Annotated in this window: 19 protein-coding genes, 2 tRNA genes and 1 pseudogene; 18 read left to right on the forward strand and 4 right to left on the reverse strand. The window is 51.8% G+C overall.

Going from position 1 to position 21,355, the window contains the following annotated elements; all coding sequences use genetic code 11:
* Positions 1–3 precede the first annotated feature (3 nt).
* The 6 genes from TSP01S_RS00330 to TSP01S_RS00355 all read left to right on the forward strand — a co-directional run bounded on the left by TSP01S_RS00330 (position 4) and on the right by TSP01S_RS00355 (position 7,141).
* Entirely contained in the window at positions 4–1,824 is a 1,821-nt protein-coding gene (locus TSP01S_RS00330; protein WP_041075506.1) for a heme NO-binding domain-containing protein, read from the forward strand.
* Positions 1,825–2,048: 224 nt separating this feature from the next.
* The gene (locus TSP01S_RS10005; RefSeq protein WP_052463419.1) at positions 2,049–4,349 is read left to right on the forward strand and encodes an HD domain-containing phosphohydrolase; all 2,301 of its coding nucleotides are present in this window, start codon (positions 2,049–2,051) and stop codon (positions 4,347–4,349) included.
* Positions 4,350–4,351: 2 nt separating this feature from the next.
* Positions 4,352–5,410, forward strand: a complete 1,059-nt coding sequence (locus TSP01S_RS00340) for a sensor domain-containing diguanylate cyclase (RefSeq protein ID WP_041075508.1) — start codon at positions 4,352–4,354, stop codon at positions 5,408–5,410.
* An 86-nt stretch (positions 5,411–5,496) separates the two neighbouring features.
* Positions 5,497–6,900, forward strand: a complete 1,404-nt coding sequence (aglA, locus tag TSP01S_RS00345; RefSeq protein WP_082021608.1) for an alpha-glucosidase AglA — start codon at positions 5,497–5,499, stop codon at positions 6,898–6,900.
* Positions 6,901–6,967: 67 nt separating this feature from the next.
* A tRNA-Ser gene (locus tag TSP01S_RS00350) sits at positions 6,968–7,060 on the forward strand.
* Between the two features lie 4 nt (positions 7,061–7,064).
* A tRNA-Arg gene (locus tag TSP01S_RS00355) sits at positions 7,065–7,141 on the forward strand.
* A 141-nt stretch (positions 7,142–7,282) separates the two neighbouring features.
* Here the strand turns inward: TSP01S_RS00355 and TSP01S_RS10405 are convergent.
* Positions 7,283–7,993, reverse strand: a pseudogene (locus TSP01S_RS10405) (Ppx/GppA phosphatase family protein); the annotation flags it as partial.
* A gap of 62 nt (positions 7,994–8,055) precedes the next feature.
* Here TSP01S_RS10405 and TSP01S_RS00365 point away from each other — a divergent pair.
* Genes TSP01S_RS00365 through TSP01S_RS00415 form a run of 11 tightly spaced genes read left to right on the forward strand, consistent with a single transcriptional unit; the run spans position 8,056 to position 18,413 of the window.
* Entirely contained in the window at positions 8,056–9,048 is a 993-nt protein-coding gene (locus TSP01S_RS00365) for a MotE family protein (protein ID WP_231848572.1), read from the forward strand.
* 23 nt (positions 9,049–9,071) lie between these two features.
* A complete protein-coding gene (locus TSP01S_RS00370; protein WP_144380591.1) occupies positions 9,072–11,096 on the forward strand; it encodes a flagellar hook-length control protein FliK in 2,025 nt (674 codons plus the stop codon).
* A complete protein-coding gene (locus TSP01S_RS00375) occupies positions 11,080–11,736 on the forward strand; it encodes a flagellar hook assembly protein FlgD (RefSeq protein ID WP_052463420.1) in 657 nt (218 codons plus the stop codon). The genes TSP01S_RS00370 and TSP01S_RS00375 overlap by 17 nt, the downstream gene beginning before the upstream one ends.
* Before the next feature lie 6 nt (positions 11,737–11,742).
* On the forward strand, positions 11,743–13,413 hold the full coding sequence (locus tag TSP01S_RS00380; protein ID WP_041075514.1) for a flagellar hook protein FlgE: 1,671 nt from the start codon (positions 11,743–11,745) through the stop codon (positions 13,411–13,413).
* A gap of 11 nt (positions 13,414–13,424) precedes the next feature.
* Positions 13,425–13,649 carry a flagellar FlbD family protein gene (locus tag TSP01S_RS00385; protein WP_041075516.1) on the forward strand — a complete coding sequence of 75 codons (225 nt, stop codon included), beginning with the start codon at positions 13,425–13,427 and terminating at the stop codon, positions 13,647–13,649.
* Between the two features lie 3 nt (positions 13,650–13,652).
* Positions 13,653–14,441 carry a motility protein A gene (locus tag TSP01S_RS00390; protein ID WP_041075517.1) on the forward strand — a complete coding sequence of 263 codons (789 nt, stop codon included), beginning with the start codon at positions 13,653–13,655 and terminating at the stop codon, positions 14,439–14,441.
* Positions 14,441–15,310 carry a flagellar motor protein MotB gene (locus TSP01S_RS00395; protein ID WP_041075520.1) on the forward strand — a complete coding sequence of 290 codons (870 nt, stop codon included), beginning with the start codon at positions 14,441–14,443 and terminating at the stop codon, positions 15,308–15,310. The genes TSP01S_RS00390 and TSP01S_RS00395 overlap by 1 nt, the downstream gene beginning before the upstream one ends.
* A 10-nt stretch (positions 15,311–15,320) precedes the next feature.
* Complete coding sequence (locus TSP01S_RS00400) at positions 15,321–15,824, forward strand: flagellar basal body-associated FliL family protein (protein ID WP_041075522.1); 504 nt, start codon at positions 15,321–15,323, stop codon at positions 15,822–15,824.
* A 14-nt stretch (positions 15,825–15,838) separates the two neighbouring features.
* Positions 15,839–16,822: a flagellar motor switch protein FliM gene (fliM, locus tag TSP01S_RS00405; protein WP_041075524.1), complete on the forward strand. Its 984-nt coding sequence runs from the start codon at positions 15,839–15,841 to the stop codon at positions 16,820–16,822.
* A complete protein-coding gene (fliN, locus tag TSP01S_RS00410) occupies positions 16,819–17,817 on the forward strand; it encodes a flagellar motor switch protein FliN (RefSeq protein WP_041075526.1) in 999 nt (332 codons plus the stop codon). The genes fliM and fliN overlap by 4 nt, the downstream gene beginning before the upstream one ends.
* On the forward strand, positions 17,814–18,413 hold the full coding sequence (locus TSP01S_RS00415; RefSeq protein WP_041075527.1) for a hypothetical protein: 600 nt from the start codon (positions 17,814–17,816) through the stop codon (positions 18,411–18,413). Before fliN ends, TSP01S_RS00415 begins: the two co-directional genes overlap by 4 nt.
* Here the strand turns inward: TSP01S_RS00415 and TSP01S_RS00420 are convergent.
* A complete protein-coding gene (locus TSP01S_RS00420; RefSeq protein ID WP_041075529.1) occupies positions 18,398–19,144 on the reverse strand; it encodes an MBL fold metallo-hydrolase in 747 nt (248 codons plus the stop codon). The genes TSP01S_RS00415 and TSP01S_RS00420 overlap by 16 nt on opposite strands.
* 57 nt (positions 19,145–19,201) lie before the next feature.
* Here TSP01S_RS00420 and TSP01S_RS00425 point away from each other — a divergent pair, with 57 nt between their 5' ends.
* Positions 19,202–20,206 carry a polysaccharide pyruvyl transferase family protein gene (locus TSP01S_RS00425; protein WP_041075531.1) on the forward strand — a complete coding sequence of 335 codons (1,005 nt, stop codon included), beginning with the start codon at positions 19,202–19,204 and terminating at the stop codon, positions 20,204–20,206.
* On the opposite strand, the gene TSP01S_RS00430 is transcribed toward TSP01S_RS00425, so the two are convergent.
* Both TSP01S_RS00430 and TSP01S_RS00435 read right to left on the reverse strand, forming a co-directional pair.
* Positions 20,207–20,992, reverse strand: a complete 786-nt coding sequence (locus TSP01S_RS00430) for a family 1 encapsulin nanocompartment shell protein (RefSeq protein ID WP_041075533.1) — start codon at positions 20,990–20,992, stop codon at positions 20,207–20,209.
* Position 20,993: 1 nt separating this feature from the next.
* Positions 20,994–21,335 (reverse strand): ferritin family protein, encoded by a 342-nt coding sequence (locus TSP01S_RS00435; RefSeq protein WP_041075535.1) that lies wholly within the window; start codon positions 21,333–21,335, stop codon positions 20,994–20,996.
* Between the last annotated feature and the right edge of the window lie 20 nt (positions 21,336–21,355).

A 21,355-nucleotide genomic window follows, 5' to 3' on the forward strand; every position in this document is an offset into this window, starting at 1 on the left:
GACATGAAAGGTTTCATCGTCAACGTTTGGTTGCAAACCTGGTCCAGAATGTTCGGCGCAGAGACCGTGAAGAGGTTGAAGGAAAAGTACGGTGTGCCCCTCGACACTTTCTACAAACCGATCGAAGACGTGCCGGATGATCTACCTGTCAACATGTCGAAAGAACTGGCAGCGATGAAGAATCTCACTTACGAAGAACTCTGGTATCGAACTGGTAAGGAAAACCTGAGAACGTTCTTCGAACACTACCCTGAATACTTCAAGAAATCGGGTTTTCTCTCGTTCATGGCCGCGATGGACGCGGTCCACAGGGTGCTGACCAGAAGGATCAAGGGTGCGACGCCACCGAGGGTCTTCTTCAAACTGGTCGATCCGCACAGAGCGATCGTGAGGTACGAGTCCAGGAGAAACTTCAAGAACTACTTTTTGGGCCTGATGGAGGCGGCCTCCGAGCTGTTCAACGATCCAGTGAAGTACAAAATTTTACGGGAGGGTAGTGCCGACGGAAAGAATTTCCTCGAGGTTCAAATAGAAGCGACGAAAGCGTACGGAAGGTTCGAAAAGCTCAGGAGCCTGACGGTTCTGGGTCTTGGGTTCATCAAGTCGATCGTTCCCATCAACGTGCTGATGATCCCGTTGTTCAGTTTTCTCATCGTGTTTCTGGTTTTCACCTTCGTACCAGCTGGGAACCTCATCAGATCGATCATCAGTGCTCTGGGTATCTCTGCCCTGATGTTTTTCGACGTCAAAGGTTTGGAGAAGGGTTTGAAAGTGCTGAAAGAGACTGTGGGGTTGATCTCCAGAAAGAACTTCGATAATCCCGTTTTGATCGGCAACGTGAAAGAATTCTCCGATCTCTCTGAAAGCCTGAACGAATCTGTGGAGAAGATCAAGGAAGTGTTCCTGGGAATATCCGGTGACATCCAGGAGATAAGCACCTACTCGTCTAAGGTGATAGACGCCGTGAACAGCATGAGAGAACAACTCGACACCATGGGCTCGCTTTCGAACGAGATAGCCAACACCGCGGTACAGATAAGCAACGACACCGAGAGGATCTCGAACGCGGTGACGTCGAACGTTGACACCATCACGGCCATAATATCTGAACAAACGCAGATCGTGAAATCTCTCAACGAAGCTGTTTCACTGATCGTCCGTTCGGCGGGCAACGTCGAGCAATCCGCAGACGGCATAGTCAAAATGAGTCAGAGGTTCTCCAACCTCGTGGAAGAGGCAAGAAAGTTACAAGAACAGGCCGGCATGATCATGCAGGTTGCGGCGACCGTGTCGAGCATCGCGGAACAGACCAACCTGCTCGCGCTCAACGCCGCTATAGAAGCCGCGAGGAGCGGGGAAGCGGGAAGAGGCTTCGCGGTCGTGGCAGACGAGATAAGAAAGCTCGCCGAGGAGAGTCGAAATTCTTCTTCGAAGATAGCCGAATTCCTCTCGTCCATAAACACTGGCATCGACAGATTGGTTCAAACCATCCAGGCAGAGTTCAACGAGATGAAGGAACAATCGAACAGATTGCTCGAAAGCTCCGAGAAAAACAAAGAATCCAGTAACGTGATCTCCAACATATCGCGCAAACTCAACGAACTGATAGACACTCTCAACGAGCAGGCCAGCAAACTCAACGGCATAACGAGCAGCATTCAGAACCTGCTCGCGATCTCCGAAGAGAGCTCCGCGACGGCAGAAGAGATAAGTTCTTCGATACAGAACTTCTTCGCGCAACTCAAAGTCGTGCTCGACAACGTGAACGAAACGATCAAGTTGCTCTCGATGATAAGGGAGAACTTCGAAGGAATGGTCCTGTGACCCTCACGGTTCAGCGATTTTCGAGATCCTCTATTCTTAGCCCTTCGCGGATCTGAGAAACGAACGTTCCGTCTCGAATCGGCCCTGGCGGCCGTTGGGAACTTCCCGGCGGACCAGTCAGTGAGTGTCCGTGCGTTCATTTTGCAGTATAATTACAGGAGTGAAATATTTTTGCACAACCCAATCAGGAACGAAAACGGTCGAAGGGTTGGGAGGTTCGCAGGTTGAAACGTCTTTCGACGTTGATGATCTTAACTGGTTACTACGTTCTCACCCTCGTACTCTTGTTCTGGGTAAGGCTGGACATTGTGATCATCGCGGGCATGCTCCTACTTCCAATGTTGCTTGCGGCGTTCTTCTGGAAACTGAAAGGTGCCGTGGTTTCGGCTCTTATAAACTCTTCACTGTTCGTTCTGGCATACTCAGCTTTCAAGCCGTTGAGCTTTCCAAGGCTCCTCGTCGCTGCGATTTCTTATTTGATCGTCGGACTGGTACTCGGTGTGCTGATGAACCTCCTCGAAAAAGAGAGGAAGAAGCTTTTTGCGAGTGAACAGAGATACAGGAGATTGTACGAGGAGTTGAAGACCTACCTTGAGCTGGTTCCCGTCATGGTTGTCGCCCTCGATCTTGAGGGTAACGTCAAATTTGTGAACAAAAAAGCCTGCGAGATACTCGAGTGCTGTGAAGAGGAGATCGTCGGTAAGAACTGGTTCGAAAATTTCCTGCCCGATCCGATCAAAGACGAAGTCAGAGAGGTCTTCGAAAGAATCAAAAATGGAGAACTCGAGCCGGTCAGGGTTCACGAGAATCCCGTGATCACCAGAACGAAAAAAGAGAGACTGATCCTCTGGCACAACAGTTTTCTCAGAAGCGAAAACGGCCAGATCGAATTCATCGTCAGCGCTGGGATGGATGTCACCGAGCGCAGACAACTTGAATCCAAACTCGAGGAAGAATTCCGGATGACGCAGATATTGCTCGAAACGGCAACGGGTTTGCTGATGAGTGATCTGAACGCTGAAGAAAGGGCAACGATCGTCACGAAAACCTGCGTGGAAAAACTCGGAGCTTCCCTGGCCTGGGTCGGCTACGCTGCTCCCGACAGGAGCGTACAAATATTTGGAACCTATCCACCGAACCATCCCTACGTGCAGGGCTTGATCGTCCGCTGGGACGACAGCCCATACGCGCAAGGAGCGGCGGGTAGGTCCATCAAAACGGGTAAGCCTCAGAAGATAGAGGACACCTTGACGAACCACAGGTTCGAAGCCTGGCGCGAGAAGATCGCCCCGTACGGTTTGAGAACACTCGCGGCGTTCCCAATGATCGATCCGAAGGGCGTCTACGGTACGCTCGTCGTCTACAGCGACAAACTCGGGTTCTTCGACGAGACCAGAATGCGGTACTTTGAAATTCTGGCTCACATTTCCGCCGCAGCTTTGGAGAACGCGAGACTGTTCGAGGACTTGAAGAACAGTTTTCAGAAGCTGCAATCTGTACAGAAGGTGGATAGAGCGATCCTCACGTCGAAGGATCTGAAAGAAAGCCTGAACGTGTTACTCGATGAGATCGTGAGCCAGCTCAGAGTAGACGCCGCGGCGATCCTGCTGTACGATCCCGAGGAGAAAACGCTGGTATACTCTCTCGGAAAGGGTTTGACGGACGTGTCAGTACAAACGATCGCCTCCAGAAGGGCGAGGTATACAGACTCAGGGCAGATAGATCTGGAAGATGAACACATCAAGAAAGTCATGGAGCAGGAAAAGTTCGCATGGCGCTATGCTCAACCACTCACGACGAAAGATGAACTTCTGGGAGTTCTGGAGCTGTTCGGCAGGTCACACTTCGAACCCGATCACGAGTGGCTCGAATTTTTGAAGCTGATCGCCCAACAAGCGGTCATAGCGATAGAACGAGTTTTCATGATCGAAAAGCTCGAAAAAGCCAACACTGAGTTGCTCAAGGCCTACGATGAAACCATCGAAGCTCTGGTCTACGCGATAGACTTGAGGGATGAAGAAACGGAGGGACACAGCAAAAGAGTGGCGTCACTGACCGTTGAAATCGCGAAGGAATTCATGAACGAAGAAGAGCTCGTTCATGTCTACAGAGGAGCGCTCCTGCACGATATAGGTAAGCTGGCGGTTCCCGATCACATACTGCGGAAACCTGGCAGGTTGAGTGACGAGGAGTGGAAAATAATCAAAATGCATCCGGTTTACGCATACGAAATGCTGTCCAAGATCGAATATCTCAAACCGGCGCTCGATATACCCTACTGCCACCACGAAAGGTACGACGGAACTGGTTATCCGAGAGGGTTGAAAAAAGAAGAGATTCCCCTGGCTGCGAGAATTTTCGCCGTTGTGGACGTGTACGACGCACTCACGCACGACAGGCCCTACCGAAAGGCGTGGTCAAGACAGCAGGCGATAGAGTACATCAAAGAAGAAAGCAATAAACAGTTCGATCCGAAGGTTGTGGAGGTTTTTTTGAGAGTCATCGAAGAGAAGGGTTGGGAGTAAGTATGTCAGCAGATCTCGAAGCGTGTGTGGAGGTATTCAGAGAGATAGGCGCGATAGCGTCGATGCTCCTGAGCGAACAAACAGAGGATGTTTACCAGCAAATCCTGGAAAGGTCCATCAAGATAGTACCGGGCGCCCAGGCTGGTTCGGTACTCGTGAGAGAAAACAACAGGTTCAAGTACGTTGCGGCGGCTGGCTACGATCTTGAACAGCTCAAGAAAATCAGTTTCAGCGTTGAAGAGGAGGAATTCTGGGCCGGAAAGGATAAGGATCACGTTATTCTCGTCAGGGATAACGTGATCGCGTTCAACGAAACCATTGTGAAGGATGAACGCCTCGAAGTGTTGAAGGAAGCCGGCAGCCTCAGGAAAGTCAAATCCACGCTCGTCATACCCGTGAGGGTCAAAGGTGAGCTCAGGCTGGTGCTGAACCTGGACAATTTTGAAAGCAGCGAGGCGTTTGACAGCAACTCTGTCATCATCGCCAAGGTGCTCGCAAACATGCTGGCCACGATCTTCAAAAGGCTCGAACTCGAAAAGGAACTCATGGAAAAGAATCGACTGCTCGAGTACATGTCCTACCACGATGTTCTGACGGGACTTGCGAACAGGAGAATGTTTGAGGAGTTCGCCGAGAAGATGCTTTTACTCGCGAAGAGAGAAGAGAAAACGCTGAGCGTTCTGTTCCTGGACCTTGACAAGTTCAAAAGCGTGAACGATCTGTACGGACATCACACGGGAGATGAGGTTTTGAAACGCGTCGCCTGCAGGCTCGAAAGGTGCGTGAGGGCGAGCGACATGGTGTCAAAGTTCGGGGGAGACGAGTTCGTGATCTTGGCGTACGACTGTTCAAAACCAAAGGCAAAGCTCCTCGCAGAAAGGCTCATAAAGGCTGTAGAAGAACCCATAAAGGTGGGCGATCTCACCTTCGAACTGAGCGCGTCGGTCGGCGTTGCCACCTTCCCGGAAGATGGTGGCGAACTGGCCGAACTGATACGTCTCTCGGACGAAAGACTTTACATGGCCAAGAAGGGCCGTTCGAAAATCGTTGTGAGCGGTTGAATCTCTGTCATCTTTCCCTCACGTTGAGGACATCCTGCGTGTTAGAATGCCTACTGTGATGAATCATCTCCTGGGAGGAACGAGCGATGCTGAAGATCGTTTTTGTCGGTGCTGGAAGTGTTCGGTACACCATAAAACTGGTTGGGGACCTCGCCACCCAGCAAAAACTTCACGGTTCAAAGCTCGTTTTGATGGACATAGATGAAGAAAGGCTGAAAGCCACGCACGTTCTTGTGAGAAAGTATTTAGACGAACTCGGCGCGGAGTTCGAGGTGGAAAGCACCAGGGATCTTGAACGTGCACTCGAAGGAGCGCAATTTGTGATAAACACAGCGCTCGCGCGAGCCGAAGGGCACGAAGATGGTTACGTTCAGTACGAAATCGTGAGGCAGATTGGAGAAAAACATGGCTATTACAGGGGCATAGACAACGATGGGTTGAACATGGTCTCGGATTACTACACGCTCTCGAACTACAACCATTTGAAGATGAACTTGGAAATAGCTAGGGCTGTCGAGCGAGTCGCACCGGACGCGTGGCTGCTTCAAACTTCGAACCCGGTTCTTGAAATAACTCAACTCGTTAAACGACTCACCAGAGTCAAGATCGTCGGCCTGTGCCACGGATACGCGCACGTGTTCAACATCGCCAGAACGATCGGACTCGATATCGACAAACTCGACTGGCAGGTCGCTGGAGTGAACCACGCGATATTCCTGAACAGGTTCAGATACGACGGAAAAAACGCCTATCCCATCCTGGACGAATGGATCGAGAAGAACGCGAAGAGCTTGGAATCGAAAAGCCCCTGGGATCTGGATTTTTCCCCTGCAGCGATAGATATGTACAGATTCTACGGCATGTACCCCATCGGCGATACGGTCAGATCGGGTGGATGGAAGTACCACTTCGATCTGGAGACGAAGAGAAGATGGTACGGCGAGCATGGTGGTATAGACAACGAAATCGAAAGGCCCAGGTTCTACGAACAGCTGAGAGAAACCAGAAGAAAACTGATTCAGCTCGCAAAGCAAGTGGAGGACGAACCTTCGATATGTTTGACCCGAATGTGGCCGGAAGTGTTCACGATCAGAGGTGAAAGCGTCGAACAACACGTTCCGTTCATCAACGCCATCGCGAACGGTGAAAGAACACGGCTCGTCCTGAACGTTGAAAACAGAGGTACCATCCCTCATATAGCAGATGACGTCGTGGTGGAAGTTCCTGTGATCGTCGATGGGAACGGACTCCACCCTGAAAAGATCGATCCACCATTGAATGAAAGGATACTGAAGTTCTATTTGATTCCAAGGATTTTGAGAATGGAATGGGCACTGGAGGCGTTCATCTCTGGCGACAGGAGAGTGCTCGAAGAGATCTTGTTGAGAGACGTCAGAACCAGATCCTACCATCAGGTGCAAACGGTGCTCGACGAAATAATGGATCTGCCGTTCAACAAGCGAATGAAGGAACATTATTCGGCGAAATGAGAAGCTGTTGAAGACCGAGTTCTTCACTTGCAATTTCTCGAAGTTATATTATAATGAAAGTTGGCCCGGAGAGGTGGCCGAGTGGTCGAAGGCGCTTGCCTGCTAAGCAAGTGTGGAGGGAATTCCTCCACCGAGGGTTCGAATCCCTCCCTCTCCGCCAGCGCGTGCCCGTAGCTCAGCTGGATAGAGCGCCAGACTGCGGATCTGGAGGCCGGGAGTTCAAATCTCCCCGGGCACGCCAAGGCCTTTCGATCCTTCCCCTTTCCAGCATCCTCGCCAGCGTGTACCTGAAACCTTTCGTCGATACGATCATTGGTTCGCATTTTGTTATCGCCAGCGCCACCGCGCATCCCGCCACGATCGTTCTTTCCCTCCCTGCTGGGATCACTTTCCAGTCCCTGACCTGCTCCAGTGTGTTACCTTTCAGTCGCTTAAAGGCAGATTCAACGTCGCCTTGGTTCAGGACGATCCCATCGAGAGCCTTCAAATCCCACGCGCCCAGTTTCAGTGCAGCGATGGCAACGAAGGAACCTCCTATGCCAACAGGGTTTTCGAAATCTGGCAGCCTGCTCTCGACGTGTTTCACCGCCTCGTGGAACTGGGGAGCGTTCGGCAACGAGAGATCGAACAAACGGTTCAGAACGTGTGTTCCCAGCGGAAGACTCACGAACCAATCCTTTCTGACGATCTCCAGACTTCCCCCACCGAGGTCGAACACCGTGATATCCTTATCGAAATTCGGATCCACGCTCATGTACGTGAAATAAGCCTCATCCTCTTCAGACAGGATCTGCCCGTTGAGATCGAACGCTCTGAGGATCCTTTCGAACAGCGCTGGTCTTTCACGAAACACGGCCGTCCCGAAGGCGTACAGAGTGAGGTCGGGAAATCTCGCCTTGATCCGCGAGATCACCCGACTCGCCAGTCTGAAAGCCTCTTCTTCATCTTCGACAGATCTCAACCCGACTTCGTAAACTTCTTCGAGGACCGTTCGCTCTCCTTCCTGAACGAGCAGTATGAAAGAATTCGAACCGAGATCGAGCACGCCGACCGTAAGAACCACCCCGCGAACGTTCATCACACTGAATACCATACCACGCCCCGCGATCGAGAGAACACACGAGCCAGCGTCGCCGAAGCTGGTGTTAGGAGTCGATGAAGGGTTCAGAGAAGAATTTTCTGGGAGGATCGATTCTGCCAGAAAAGGAGAAGAGGAAAGGCAAACTACGGGCGTTTTTGAAGGCGCTCGCCATAGTGCTCATTTTAGGCTTCACCGTACTGGTGTACGGTTATTTCGCTTTCGAGTTTCAGAGGCTTCAGGGTCTCGGGATAAGGCCGATAGAAGATTGGAGGAGCTACATCTCTTTCCTCCTTTCGAAGATACCTTACGTGAACAGATTCATCAAGTACGAACCGTTACAGATCCTTCTGCCTTCGCAGTACTTCGAAAGGATGGCGAGCGCCACCACGGAGAGGGTGCAGCAGATGTTGCAGCAACTAAAACAGGAAAGAGAACAGCTCGAGAAGGAGAGACAGAAGATCGAGGCTGAAAGAAGACTGGTTCTCGAGATGAGAAAGACCTGGGAGGAGAAAAACCTTCAGCTCGAAGCTGCACTGAGGAAGGCGCAAACCCCTGAAGACGTCGAGAAGGTCTCGCAGACCATCGCGAACGCAGATCCTGCGGCGATCGCCCCAGTTCTGGCGAGCGAGAGTTACTCCGTTGAGTCCATCGCTCTGGCGCTTTTAAGGCTCGATGCGACGACCCGTGCGGACGTGATCACCGAGCTTGGAAAGTTGAACCCGAACAAGGCTGCCGAGATCATGAACAACATCGCCAGCTTTGAGATGATAAGCAAAAGGCTCGGCGAGCTGAACAAACAGCTCGAAGAAAGACAGAAACAGATCAACGCGCAGCTTTCTTCCTTGATCGAAGCGAGCACGATCCAGACTCTGTCAGTCGAGTTCCTCAGACAGCTGAGCGACAACGAAATACTCGACATGATCGAATCATTATCACTCGATGAGAACGCCGTGATGGTGTTATTTTCCAAGTTCCAGCCTGATCGCATCAAGGAACTGATGAAAAAGCTGAAAGATCGCAACGAGCAACTGTTCCAGAGACTCATCGTTCGGGGGGTGGGCCTATAAAACCCCAACCTGTGAACGAGCAAGTGCAGATCGTTGTCGAGAACAACAATTTCACCAAGAAAGGTTCGATCTCCTTCGCCGAAGTTTTGAAACTTGTTCAGCAGAGGATCATGAACCAGCAGAACGAAGGCTTCTTCACGCTGCAGAAAGTTCCGAACGCACAGGGATCGACACAGGAAGACTCGAAAAAAACCACACCACCGGTTCTTCAGAACGGTGTGAAGCCTTCGAACTCTGTGACGGTGGAAGATATCCCTAAACGGGCTGACGCTCCGATTCTCAAAACGATCACGGATCAGGGCTCGAAAGAAGATTCGAGCAAGACTGTCGCTCAAGCCAGGAACGATCCGGCCCAGAACGAAGCAAACTCCACGACTCAACTTCCAAAAGACAACACTTCCACGGTGCAGAACGGATCTGTTCAAATGGGAACAGCTTCCCACACGAAACCATCGGGCGACGATCATGTTGTGTCAGAGCAGGAAAAAGATTCAGAAAACTTCGATTCAGCAAAACCACTCGATCTCAGACCTTCTGGAAAGGAAAAAATCGAACCTTTCTCGCAACCGAACCGTCCCGCTGCCCAGAACACGACAGCCTTGAAAGAATCAGACACACAAAAACTGTTATCCCGCCCTTCAAACGATGTTGTTCCGAACATGCAAAGAACAACCGTGAACCAGAACGGTGCCGAAGCGTCATTCCAGTTCGTCCAAACTGGCTCTGCTTCACAGAAAAAGGAAACTTCGGATCGAAACGTTCAAAGTTCCACCGTTCATGAAACCCACCACGTCGTCGATCTGCTGCAAGTAAGAAAGAGCGATAAAAAAAGCGTTCTGACTGAAAACGACACACCGATCCGACAGCAAAATCTCACGATGATCCAAACACAATCTGAAGGCACAGAAGTTCAGGCAAATTCGTTCGACATTCCCCATCACGTGAACTCACCGAATGAACGAACAAATCCATTCAAGCTTTTCACACAACCACAATCATCGCGACAGGAGAACCTGACAACGGTCTTTTCAGAGAATCAGTTGAAGGTGAAAAACCATCCGATCGAGTTGAAGGGAGAGAAAGAAACCGAACAGAACCAACTTTTGAAGAAGTTCTCGATCCACAACGTTCCGAAAACTTCAGATACGAAACCTGAGAGTGAGTCTGTAGAAGCGGAAACGATCAAACCGACTGGACACAGGATCGTGCTCTTCGTACAGCAAGTGCAGATCGAATCGAACGGTGCGAAGAACGATTCTTCAACGAGAACAAACCTTTCAACCGTTCAATCCACCGCCCAGCCTGTGGCAGTGCTGAGTGCCGCACAGGTGAGGCTGATCGTCGACAATCTTTCTCGCTACGTGGAAGAAGTGAGCAGCGAAGTGACCCAGTTCAGACACGTGAAACGGGAACTTCCAGAGACGATCAAAGTCACAGAGCCCATCAAGATAGAGACCTTCAAACTCACGATTGCGAAAGAGATCAAACGGATCGATCAGGAACCGTTCCATGTGAAAACCGAAAGGATCGAGAGTGCCGAACAGCTGAAGGAGGCTCTGAACAACAAGCTCGCGAAGAAAGCCTACGAACATGAACAGCCAGCCGTTCAGCACCTCAGAGTCGAAGAGAGAAACATCGATCAGGTGGTTCTGAGAGTGGAGCGAGAACAGAGCTCTGACAATCTTCAGACCATCGTTGAAACGATCAAACAGCTCAGAGAAACCTTCACGGAGAAGGCTGAAATCCAGCTCTCACCACCATCGCTCGGAAAACTCGAGATAGAGCTCGTCAAACAGCAGGACAGATTGACCATCCTCATGAAGGTTTCCACACCGGAGGCCAGAGAACTCATCGAAAGCAGTTCCAAGGAATTGGTCTCCAGGCTCTCCAGTCTGGGTTTCAAAGTCGAACAGATCGAAGTCAGGATGAACCCGAGGCTCGAACAGGAACAGACCGGCGAAGAAAGACAACACAACCAGCAGTTCGAAGACCAGCAACAGCGCCAGCAGAGGCATCGGGAGGGTGATGAAGATGATAAATCCGATTGATCCTTATTCCAGTTTCTACGTTCCTTCTCAGCGAACGGCGAGCAAAGAGCTGGACAAGAACGCGTTCCTGCTTCTGCTCGTGACTCAGTTGAAAAACCAGAACCCCCTGGAACCCATGGAGAACAGAGAGTTCATCGCACAGCTCACCCAGTTCTCCACGCTCGAACAGATCGCCAACATGACGAAGTCCATACAGGATTTCCTGAAGCTTCAGCAGGGAGCGCTCCAGGCACAGGCCGCTTCGCTGATCGGAAAACACGTCGTCGTGCAGTCGAACCAGATCAACGTGTCCAACCAGCGGGCTGAAAGCATCGTGTTCGAGCTCGACGAAAGAGCACCTGTGGTTGTCAGGATCTACGATTCGAACGGAAATCTCGTCAAGCAGGCCACGAGCGGTGTGCTCGATGCAGGAGTTCACGCCTACGTGTGGGATGCGAGAAACGATTCTGGCCTTCCTGTGGCCAACGGCACCTACACCTACACGGTGAGCAAGATCACCTCGAGCGGTGAAGTAACGATAGGCGGTGTGCAGTCAGGCGTTGTGGAATCCGTCAAGTTCAAAAACAACCAGATCTTCGTGTACGTGAACGGAAGAGAGTATCCCTTGGCATCCGTCATCGAGATTTCACAGGAGGGGTGAAATGCCATGATGCGCTCGATGTTCAGTGGCGTTTCCGGTATGAGAAACTTCCAGTACGAACTCGATGTGATCGGCAACAACATCTCCAACGTCAACACTGTGGGTTTCAAAGGTTCGCGCGTCACCTTTCAAACGGCTTTGCTCCAAACTTTGAAAGCCGCACGCGCCCCGCAGAACAACATCGGAGGCACCAACCCGATACAGATAGGGCTCGGTTCACAGCTCGCAACCGTGGACAAGGTCATGACGCAGGGCTCGTTCCAGAACACGGGTAGAAAACTCGATCTCGCGATACAGGGTGACGGGTTCTTCGTGCTCGGCGACGGTCGCGGTTATTACTACACGCGCGCTGGAGCGCTCGACGTGGACATGAACGGCACGCTGATACACGCCTCTACAGGTTTGAAGGTGCAGGGCTGGCGCGCCGTACAGGATCCGGCCACAGGTTCACGCTACGTCGACACGAACCAGCCTATAGGCGACATAGTCATAAGTGCGGGAATGACCATGCCGGCGAGGGCAACGACCGCTGCAAGGATAGAAGGGAATCTGAACTCGACTTCTGGAATACTTCCGTTCTCCATGACCGTCACGGACGACGGCGGCAAACAGCACACGGTGAGGTTTGTCTTTTCGAAAACTGAAGCTGACATCAAAGAACAGGACGATCCGTTCGCGGAGAACCAGAGATACACCTGGACGGTGTACGATGAGAACAATGATGAGATCGCCAGCGGTTACATCGTGATCAACCAGTTTGGAAGGGTAGTCATATCTGAGGTGTTAAGTGGAGGAGCGGGAAGCGAAATAACAGCCATCGGAGGTGGCGCCAACATCACCATCCCCACCGCCGGTGAGATCAGATTCTACGAATCCGACAATCCTTCCAACTTCGTCACGGCGCAGTTCAACAGCCCAAGGTACGTGACCGCAGTTCAGGTCTACGACACGCTCGGAAATCCGTATTCTCTGCACATCGAGTTCATCAGATTGGGAAAGTTCGACACCATGAACAACGCCTGGATCTGGAGAGTTTACACGGCGAGCGGTGAACCCATAACCTACATCGATGCGGAAGGTGATGAGAACTACGCAGGTGGTATCATCGACTTCAACGATTCCGGGCGCATCACGGCCATGTACGGTTTCAGTTGGAATGGGACCGACTTCACTGTCGGCAACACAGAACTGAGAACCATTCGGTTCGACGCTTCACACATGGGCGACGGCACTGTGACGATCAATCTTGATCTCACAGCACTCACCCAGTTCGCCGGTGCCAACAGCGCTTCGTTCACCTGGCAGAACGGAAACGCCCTGGGAGCGTTGCAATCTTTCGCCATCAACGAGAACGGCGAGATAATAGGCACCTTCAGCAACGGCTTGACCGACATCCTCGGACAAATAGCGCTCGCGGTCTTCAACAACCCTGCGGGCTTGACCGAGGTCGGCAACTCGCTGTATCTACCGTCTGCGAACAGTGGACTGGCACAGATAGGGACCGCGGGAAGTGGTGGTAGAGGCACGCTCATCCCTGGTGCGCTCGAGATGTCGAACGTGGATCTTGCGGAAGAGTTCACACGGATGATCATCGCCCAGAGGGGATTTCAGGCGAACGCGAGGGTCATAACCACCGCCGACACCATACTCGGTGAACTCGTGGCGCTGAGGAGATAAGGTGATGCGCGATGATCTGGCTGACGCGCCTCAAAGGTCAGAGGTTCGTGCTCAACGCCGAGATGATAGAAACAATTGAAGCTCTACCGGACACGACGATAACGCTCTTCAACGGCAAAAAATACATCGTGCAGGAGAGCGTCGAAGAGGTCGTCCGCCGAGTGATAGAATACAAAAAGCAAGCCTATCCGGTGCTCGATTTGCTCAGGTATATCCCTCACGAGAGGGAGGGATGATGCGTGGATCTATCGACGGTCCTTGGAGTGTTGATGGCATTCGGAATGATATTCTTTGGGATATTCATCGGAAAATCTGCTCCATCCGCCTTCTTGGATCTGCCATCCGTGTTCATAACGATCGGTGGCGCGTTGGCCTCCACGATCGCTTCGCACCCCAAGGAACGAAGTTTCAGAATCTTCAACGTGATCATGTCCACGTTCAAAGAACCGAAGATCGACAACATCGGACTCGTGAGAACGCTCGTGTCTTTCTCGGAAAAGGCGAGGAGGGAGGGTCTGCTCTCTCTGGAAGAGAACCTGAACGAGATCGACGATCCTTTCATGAAGAAAGCGTTGCAGCTGGTGATAGACGGCACGGACCCGGAACTTTTGAAGAGCATGATGGAGGCCGAGATGGACCTCATAGAAGAGGATCTCATGGCGAACAAGGCGATGATGGATTCGGCTGGAGCCTTCGCCCCCGCGTACGGAATGATAGGAACGCTCATCGGTCTGATAGGCATGTTGAGGACTTTGAACAACCCAGAAACCATTGGACCGAACATGTCCGTCGCACTGGTCACGACCTTCTACGGCTCGATCCTCTCGAACGCGGTGTTCCTACCCATGGGTGAGAAGCTCGGAAGGAGGGCGATAAAGATTCTGAGACAGAAACAGATGATCCTCGAGGGCGTGCTCTCCATCCAGGCAGGAGAAAACCCGAGAGTACTGGAAGAAAAGCTCAAATCCTTCCTCACCGCTGAAGAAAAGGCAGCCTACGAAGCTTCACTCGGCAGGGAGGCCGCCTGATGCCTCGAAAGAAGAGAAGCTACGAGGCACCGAAGGCGAGCTGGCTCACCACCTACGGTGACATGGTGACGCTGCTTTTGACGTTCTTCGTGCTCCTGTTTTCCATGTCCACGATAAGCCCTGGAAAGTTCCAGCATATCGTTGTCGGTTTGAGATCGCCACTCACGGGAATGCCCCCGAGCGTCCTGACGGGTGGAAAGAGTCTGGCAGAGGAGCCCCTCATCACGTCAAGGCGGGGAGTTTACGAAGAACTCATGAGGATCGGCGAAGAATACAAGGGCAAGATCACGATACAGGAGAGGGATGAAGGTACGGTCATAATCATGCAGGACATGGCGTTCTTCGAACCCGCGAGCGCCAAGCTCACAATCGAGGCGAAAACACTCCTCGGAAGGATCGGTTCTCTGATCATCGAGCACACGATGAACGTGATACAGGTTTACGGTTACGCCGACGATCGTCCGGTCCCGGCAGATTCCATCTACGCTTCGAACTGGCATTTGAGCAGTGCGAGGGCCGCGAGTGTTATACAATTTTTTACGGACGAATTGAAACGCCGCAGGGCCGTTGAAAGACTGGCGGACGTCAGGGCGGGCAGATTCGATCCGGACTACTTCTACGATCCCCAGAGGTTCTACCCTATAGGAATGGGAGACTGGCCGATAAGAAAAGAGATAGAGGCACTCCAGAAAGAAATAGAGATCGAAAGGAACCTGCTCTTGGAAAAATTCAGAGCTGGAGAGATCTCGAGAGAACAGTACACAGCCTCGCTGAACGAGCTGGATAACCGTTACGAAGCGCGTCTGAACCAGCTTCGGAACGTTTACCGCAGGATAGACATACTCATAAAACGCGAGAGGGCAAAGTAGGTGATGATGAATGGCTGACGAAGAAGTCAAGGAAACCAAGAAAAGGGGTATAGGTGGTTTGCTGATGTCGATCATCGTACCGGCCGTCGTTGCCGTCGGCGCAACTGCTGTCACCATCATGTTGCTGGGCACGAACCTGACACAGCCAAAACAGCAGCCAGTTCAGCAGGCGCCGACCGAGATCAAGGCGGTGGTCATTCAGCCCGGTACTTACACCACGTTCATGCTCAAGGGTGGAAAGGAAGTGGCCGTGATAGATTCTTTAACGTTGACCGTGGCGAGCGATGCGTGCCGGGCCGCGATCGCGGAACGTAGAGACATGATCATGGACGGTCTCATGCTCATATTTCTGAGCAAGGAAAGGTCAGAGCTCAACACGGCCGCGGGCATAGAACTGCTCAAGAAACAGATACGCGCCATGGTGAACGAAGTCACCGGGTTCACGGGTGAGAGAGAAAGGCTCGGAGTCATAGGGGTTTACCTGTACATAAAGGCCATCAGCTCCGTCGAGTGAAGGGGTGATGGTGCTTGTCCGACGTCCTCAGCCAGGATGAAATAGATCGGCTGTTGCAGGCACTGAAATCCGGAGAACTCTCGGCCGAGGAGATCAAACGGGAAGAGAAGAAGGTCAAAGTCTACGATTTCAGAAGACCGAGCAAATTCTCGAAGGAACACATCCGCGTGTTCGACATGATACACGAGAACTTCGCACGCTCGGTCTCAACCTACTTGTCCGGTCGCGTGAGAACCTTCGTGAGCATAAATTTGGCGAGCATAGACCAGATCACCTACGAAGAGTTCATAAGGTCTCTGCCAGCCCCGGCGTTCATAGTTGTTTTTTCGGCTCCAGAATTCGTTGGCAGTGCGATCCTTGAAATGAACCTCGAGCTGTTCTACACGATCCTGGATCTGATCCTCGGAGGACCTGGCATTCCGAACGTCAAGCGACCCCCTTCAGAGATAGAGATAAGCATCATGAGAAAGGAGATCATGAACATCCTCGCGAACCTGGCACAGGCGTGGAGCGACGTCTTCAGCTTCTCACCGACGATAGAGAGCATCGAGAACAACCCGCAGTTCGTGCAGATAGCCCCGCCGAGCGAGATGGTCCTTCTGGTTTCGCTCTTTCTGACCATCGGAAAAACGGAAGGTTTCATGAACGTGTGCTGGCCATCGTCCCTGACGGAACCGTTCATGGACCGGTTGAGCTCCCGCAACTGGTTCAAGGTGGCCAAGAAAGAACAGGTTTCCGAAAAAATGCAAAAGGATCTGTTGACCAACCTGAACCAGATGAACATCGTTTTGAGTGCGGTGCTCGGCGAAGCGATCCTGACGGTACGGGAAATACTGGAGCTGGAAGTTGGAGACGTGATCAGATTGAAGTCACACAAAGACGAAGACATCGTCGTGAACGTTCAGGGTAAACCGAAGTTTCTGGCGAGACCCGGAACTTACAAAGGCTACAGGGCCGTGAAGATCACCAGGATCATCGAACCGGAGGTGGAAGAATGAGTGATTTTCTCTCTCAGGATGAGCTCGACGCGTTGCTGAAAAGTTTCTCGGAATCGCTCCCGGAAGAGGATAAGAAGATGATAGAAAGCATAGTCACGTTGATCTTCGATCCCGCTTCTTCCGCTCTCGGCATGATCGTTGGGAGAGAAACGCGGATAAAAATCACTCAAGTAACGCAGACGTCTCTGAAAGACTTCATCACGAAGGCGACAGAAAGGATCGTCCTTGCCGACATCAAGCTGAGCGATGCTCTGCAGTTGAACATGTCCATAGCGATGCCTGCATCGTTGGTGTTGAAGATGGTCGATCTGATGATGGGTGGCTCGGGCGAACCCACCGATCAGAACATCGACGACATAAAACTCAGCGCGTTGAACGAAGCGTTGAACCAGATGATCGGTGCGAGCCTGACGCTCCTGGCTGAAAAGGCGAAAGGCAAAGTTTCCCTGGCAAAACTCGACATCAAGCCCGTGGACGATATCGAAAAGATCAGCACGCTCTTCAATCCCACAGAACTCCTGGTGTGCGCTGAGTGCCGGGTAGAAATGGAGAACTCTTCCTCGTCGAGTTTGTGGCTGTTCGCACAGCTGACAGCTCTCAGGGAAGTCAACGAAAAGCTCTTTCCGAAAAAGAAGGAAGAGAAAGTCAAGGTCCAGCCTGCGAAGTTCGAAGAGTTCACACCGGCCGAGACGGAGGTCCCGTTGCAACCATCTGAGATCCAGCAGAAGCTCGAGCTGCTATTCGATGTGCCTTTGAAGATCGTTGTGGAACTCGGCAGGGCGCGCATGACATTGAAGCAGGTCATGGACCTGACGGTCGGATCGCTCATAGAACTGGACAAACTCACCGGTGAGCCCGTGGACGTGCTGGTCAACGGCCGGTTGATAGCGCGCGGAGAAGTTGTTGTCATAGACGAAAACTTCGGTGTGAGGATCACGGAAATAGTGAGTCCGAAGCAGAGACTCTATTCGATAAGGGAAACGAACGGCGTATGAGAAAGTGTTTCACCGTCTTTCTTCTCGTTTGCTCGGTGCTCTCTTTCTCTGCAAACTATCTCTTCGATCTCGTCGAACAACTGGCAGGTGTCAGGGACTTCGTTGTGGATTTCGATCTGACGGCGGAAGTGAAGCAGAACGCCGAGAGCAGAGTCTTTCACACATCTTGTCTGCTCGCGGTCAGGAACCTTGAAGACTTCTACTTCCTTGTGAAGAAACCGGATTTTCTTTCGAATCTGTCGTTCATGTACCTTTCACGCACCAGAAGACTCGTGTTCGGCACCGGAACATCGCAGGACTTTGAAACTATCGATATTCCAACCGCTTACATAACACAGTCTGTTCTGTCAGCGCTCAGACTGTTGCAAACACCTCTGGTCGGTATAAGGTCTGAAGGTGACTATCTCATCCTGACGTTTTCGAAACTCGTGGCGCAGCAGGTGGAAGAACCCATCAAGGTGAGGCTCGAAATCAGAGATTCACAGTTGAAATCGATCGAGATACTCAGCCCATCTGAGGAAGAGAAGATAAGCGTGAAGATCAACAGACTGGTGCTAAACGCGAAGACAGACGAGTACTTTCAGCTCCCGCGCTGATGTAGAAGGTTCTCCAGGCTCCAGCCGAAGAGCTCTGGAAACCTCCTCTTCGAAAAATTCTCGTCCGACATGACGTCCTGAAGGTTCAAAGCCCCCTCAATGAGCCTCTTCATTTTCATCAGATAACGCTCCATCGCCTTGAGACTCTCCGTATTCGCGATCTCACCGTGTCCTGGAACGATCCAGACCGGTTTCAACGTCTCGACGAATTTCAAAGCGTCGATCCACGCATCCAGGTCGCTGTCGGCGACGATTTCAGGATGAAACCCGTTGAACAGCAGATCGCCCGCGACCACGAGCCTTTCCTGCTTGAAGAAGACGATGGAAGAATCGGGTGTGTGACCACCCAGCCGTTTGACCAGCAGGTTCCTGTCCTCGTACTCTTCGTCGAACAGGAAGCTGGGAGTGACGATCTTATCGATCCTCGGCAACTTCGACAGGTACTCTTCGTCGAACGATTCCATGAGCGACTTCGTGAGCTCACTCGAGACTATTTTGAACTCTTCAAAAGCGACGTTTCCGAAGGTGTGATCCGGATGGTAGTGCGTGTTCACGACGAGACCGATCGGCCTTCTGAAAAAGTCGTTCACGAATTCTTTCACTTTCCTGGCTTTTTCTGGAAAGAGCGATGTGTCAACGACGACGACACCATCCTTAGTCAAAACAGCCGTCACGTTCGATGAACCTTCCGCACCGATGACGACGGTCCGATCGTTCAGGGCCTTTATCAACTCCAAACACCTCCGGTATAATTCATTTGATACTTCTCGCTGAGGAGATGCTTTTCCTTGACGACAGCCACGTTGTTCGGTTACTACGGTTACGACAACCTCGGAGACGAACTGCTCTGCGAGGAGAGCATCAGAATCCTCAAAGAGGCAGGTTTTGAAAGGATCTACCTTCTGCTGAGAAAAGAAAAGCTGAAAAGTTTCTCTCGACCAGGCGTGATTCCCATCGACAGGTTCAATCCCGCAAAAGTTCTTGGAGCGATCCTGAGAAGCAAAGTGGTCGTGTGCGGTGGAGGAGGAATCCTCCAGGACGAAACGAGCTTGAAGAGCTTGATTTATTACTGCTCCATAATCTACGCCGCTTCGATCCTGAACAAACCTGTACTGCTCTTGGCGAACAGCCTGGGGCCTTTGAAGCACGGGATCTCCAGATGCCTCGTGAGTAACATCCTGCGCAGAAAGAACGTTTTTTTCATCGCCCGCGACAGGGTGAGTTACAGGTACGCCAGACTCGTCGGTGCGAAGAACGTTTCCCTCGGAACAGACCTCGCGATTGGGGCTATGGAGTATTTGCAATCTCAGGAGAAACAGAGAAAAATCAGCCTGTGCCTGAAGAAAGAATTCGACCTCGATCTGATAATAGAATCGGCGAAGCTCTACGGCTTCGAACCCGTCCTCGTTCCACTGAGCCCGCAGGACGAGCCCGCGTGTCTGAAACTGGCGAAAAAATACAGTTTACCGATCTCTCACCAGCTCGTGAAGGACCTTCTCTCTTCCTCGCTCGTCGTATCGCAACGTCTGCACGGTTGTCTTTTGGCGGCTCTGACCGGCTCACCCTTCATTTCTCTGAACAGCTCGAAGAGCAAGAGATTCCTTGAAAGATACTTCCCCAAGTACGAGGGTTTCTGCATGAAAGAAGACCCAGCGCAGATCGTACTCGCCATGGTGAGACTGAAAGACATCAGGCTCGAAGCGAAGAAGATGGTCGAAGATTTCACGAAGATGCGTCAGGAAGCGATCGACCTTCTGAGAACCGTTTCGAGTAGAAAAAAGGAGAGGGGCTGATCAGCCCCTCAGCGCGCATATCGAATTGGGTTCTTTCACAAGCAACGTCAAGCTCTCAGAGACGTAGAACTCTAAAGCGTGGTCCTTCGGACCGATGAAACCTATCGACAGATCCTGACCGAGGATGAGGGAAGCGTAGAGCGGAGAATCGCAGATCAGTACTCCAGAATTCTGCAGAATCGGTGCCTTGTAGATCTTTTTGACCATCGTGAGCAGATGTTCCATCTCCGTCTGGTTGCCATTTTCGTACCTTCTGAACAGTTTGTTGTACCTGTCCGGAGACAACGCGAGCAGATAAGGACCGTGAAAGCCCGCTTCATCCAGTTTCGTGATCGCCGTGATCACGTCTTCCACCGCCTGACCAACCTTTTTCCAGTCGCTCAGGTTCACTTCCACACCCGCCAGGCTCAAGAGTCCTTTCTGGTCAGCTATACCGTGGAAGATCAACTTCTCTTCGAATTGAACGCATTCCAAAACCGCCCTGGTGAAATCCGAAAGATCGATCGCGACCTTCTCTCTTTCGAACGCGGCGATGTCCCTCACGGAGAGCTCGAACGTTCTGTGCACGTAGTAAAGTGGCAGACTCTTCGAGACGAACACACCGTTCTCAAGCTTTTCGTCCGCCAGAGAAACCTGCTTGACACCGACACCGAGCGGTCCAACGAGGTTCAAAATCTTCCTTCCGGTGAGGTTCGCCTTCGCCAGTTCCAGCATGGATTCGTTCAACAGCTTCCACAGTTCCTCACTTATCGGTGCTTCTTCCTGCATCAAATACCTGTTCGCCACGTCAATCACCTTCTTTCAGCGAACCAACGGTTGGCTCCTCGTCGTCCCCTTCGGCCATCAGTTGTTCGACCTCTTTGAACCCTTCTTCCATGAACTTCGCCTCATCTTTCGTGAGTATGTCCAGAAGCTTCGTGAACTCACCGATGTGCACCCTCTCTTCGTTGGCTATGTCGATGAGAACCTTTCTGGCCAGCGGATGATCCGTCGCATCGGCGATCGCCATGTACTGATGGACCGCTTCGTGCTCGGCGGCGATGTTCAACCTTATGGCGCGGACGAGTTCTGACAGCGTGAGCTTCCTGTCCGGAACCTTTCCACTGAAAGGATTGACGAATTCAGGCATTCTATCACCCCTTGTCAATT

This window comes from Thermotoga caldifontis AZM44c09, from assembly GCF_000828655.1.
GTDB classification, from domain to species: Bacteria; Thermotogota; Thermotogae; order Thermotogales; family DSM-5069; genus Pseudothermotoga_A; species Pseudothermotoga_A caldifontis.

What these genes read in the sequence shown, in the direction of transcription:
- TSP01S_RS00365 (WP_231848572.1), top strand. Translation starts at nt 8,056, where the DNA reads ATGAAGGGTTCAGAGAAGAATTTTCTGGGAGGATCGATTCTGCCAGAA.
- TSP01S_RS00395 (WP_041075520.1), top strand. Translation starts at nt 14,441, where the DNA reads ATGCCTCGAAAGAAGAGAAGCTACGAGGCACCGAAGGCGAGCTGGCTC.
- TSP01S_RS00330 (WP_041075506.1), top strand. Translation starts at nt 4, where the DNA reads ATGAAAGGTTTCATCGTCAACGTTTGGTTGCAAACCTGGTCCAGAATG.
- aglA (WP_082021608.1), top strand. Translation starts at nt 5,497, where the DNA reads ATGCTGAAGATCGTTTTTGTCGGTGCTGGAAGTGTTCGGTACACCATA.
- TSP01S_RS00415 (WP_041075527.1), top strand. Translation starts at nt 17,814, where the DNA reads ATGAGAAAGTGTTTCACCGTCTTTCTTCTCGTTTGCTCGGTGCTCTCT.
- TSP01S_RS00435 (WP_041075535.1), bottom strand. Translation starts at nt 21,335, where the DNA reads ATGCCTGAATTCGTCAATCCTTTCAGTGGAAAGGTTCCGGACAGGAAG.
- TSP01S_RS00380 (WP_041075514.1), top strand. Translation starts at nt 11,743, where the DNA reads ATGATGCGCTCGATGTTCAGTGGCGTTTCCGGTATGAGAAACTTCCAG.
- TSP01S_RS00385 (WP_041075516.1), top strand. Translation starts at nt 13,425, where the DNA reads ATGATCTGGCTGACGCGCCTCAAAGGTCAGAGGTTCGTGCTCAACGCC.
- fliN (WP_041075526.1), top strand. Translation starts at nt 16,819, where the DNA reads ATGAGTGATTTTCTCTCTCAGGATGAGCTCGACGCGTTGCTGAAAAGT.
- TSP01S_RS00400 (WP_041075522.1), top strand. Translation starts at nt 15,321, where the DNA reads ATGGCTGACGAAGAAGTCAAGGAAACCAAGAAAAGGGGTATAGGTGGT.
- TSP01S_RS00340 (WP_041075508.1), top strand. Translation starts at nt 4,352, where the DNA reads ATGTCAGCAGATCTCGAAGCGTGTGTGGAGGTATTCAGAGAGATAGGC.
- TSP01S_RS00375 (WP_052463420.1), top strand. Translation starts at nt 11,080, where the DNA reads ATGATAAATCCGATTGATCCTTATTCCAGTTTCTACGTTCCTTCTCAG.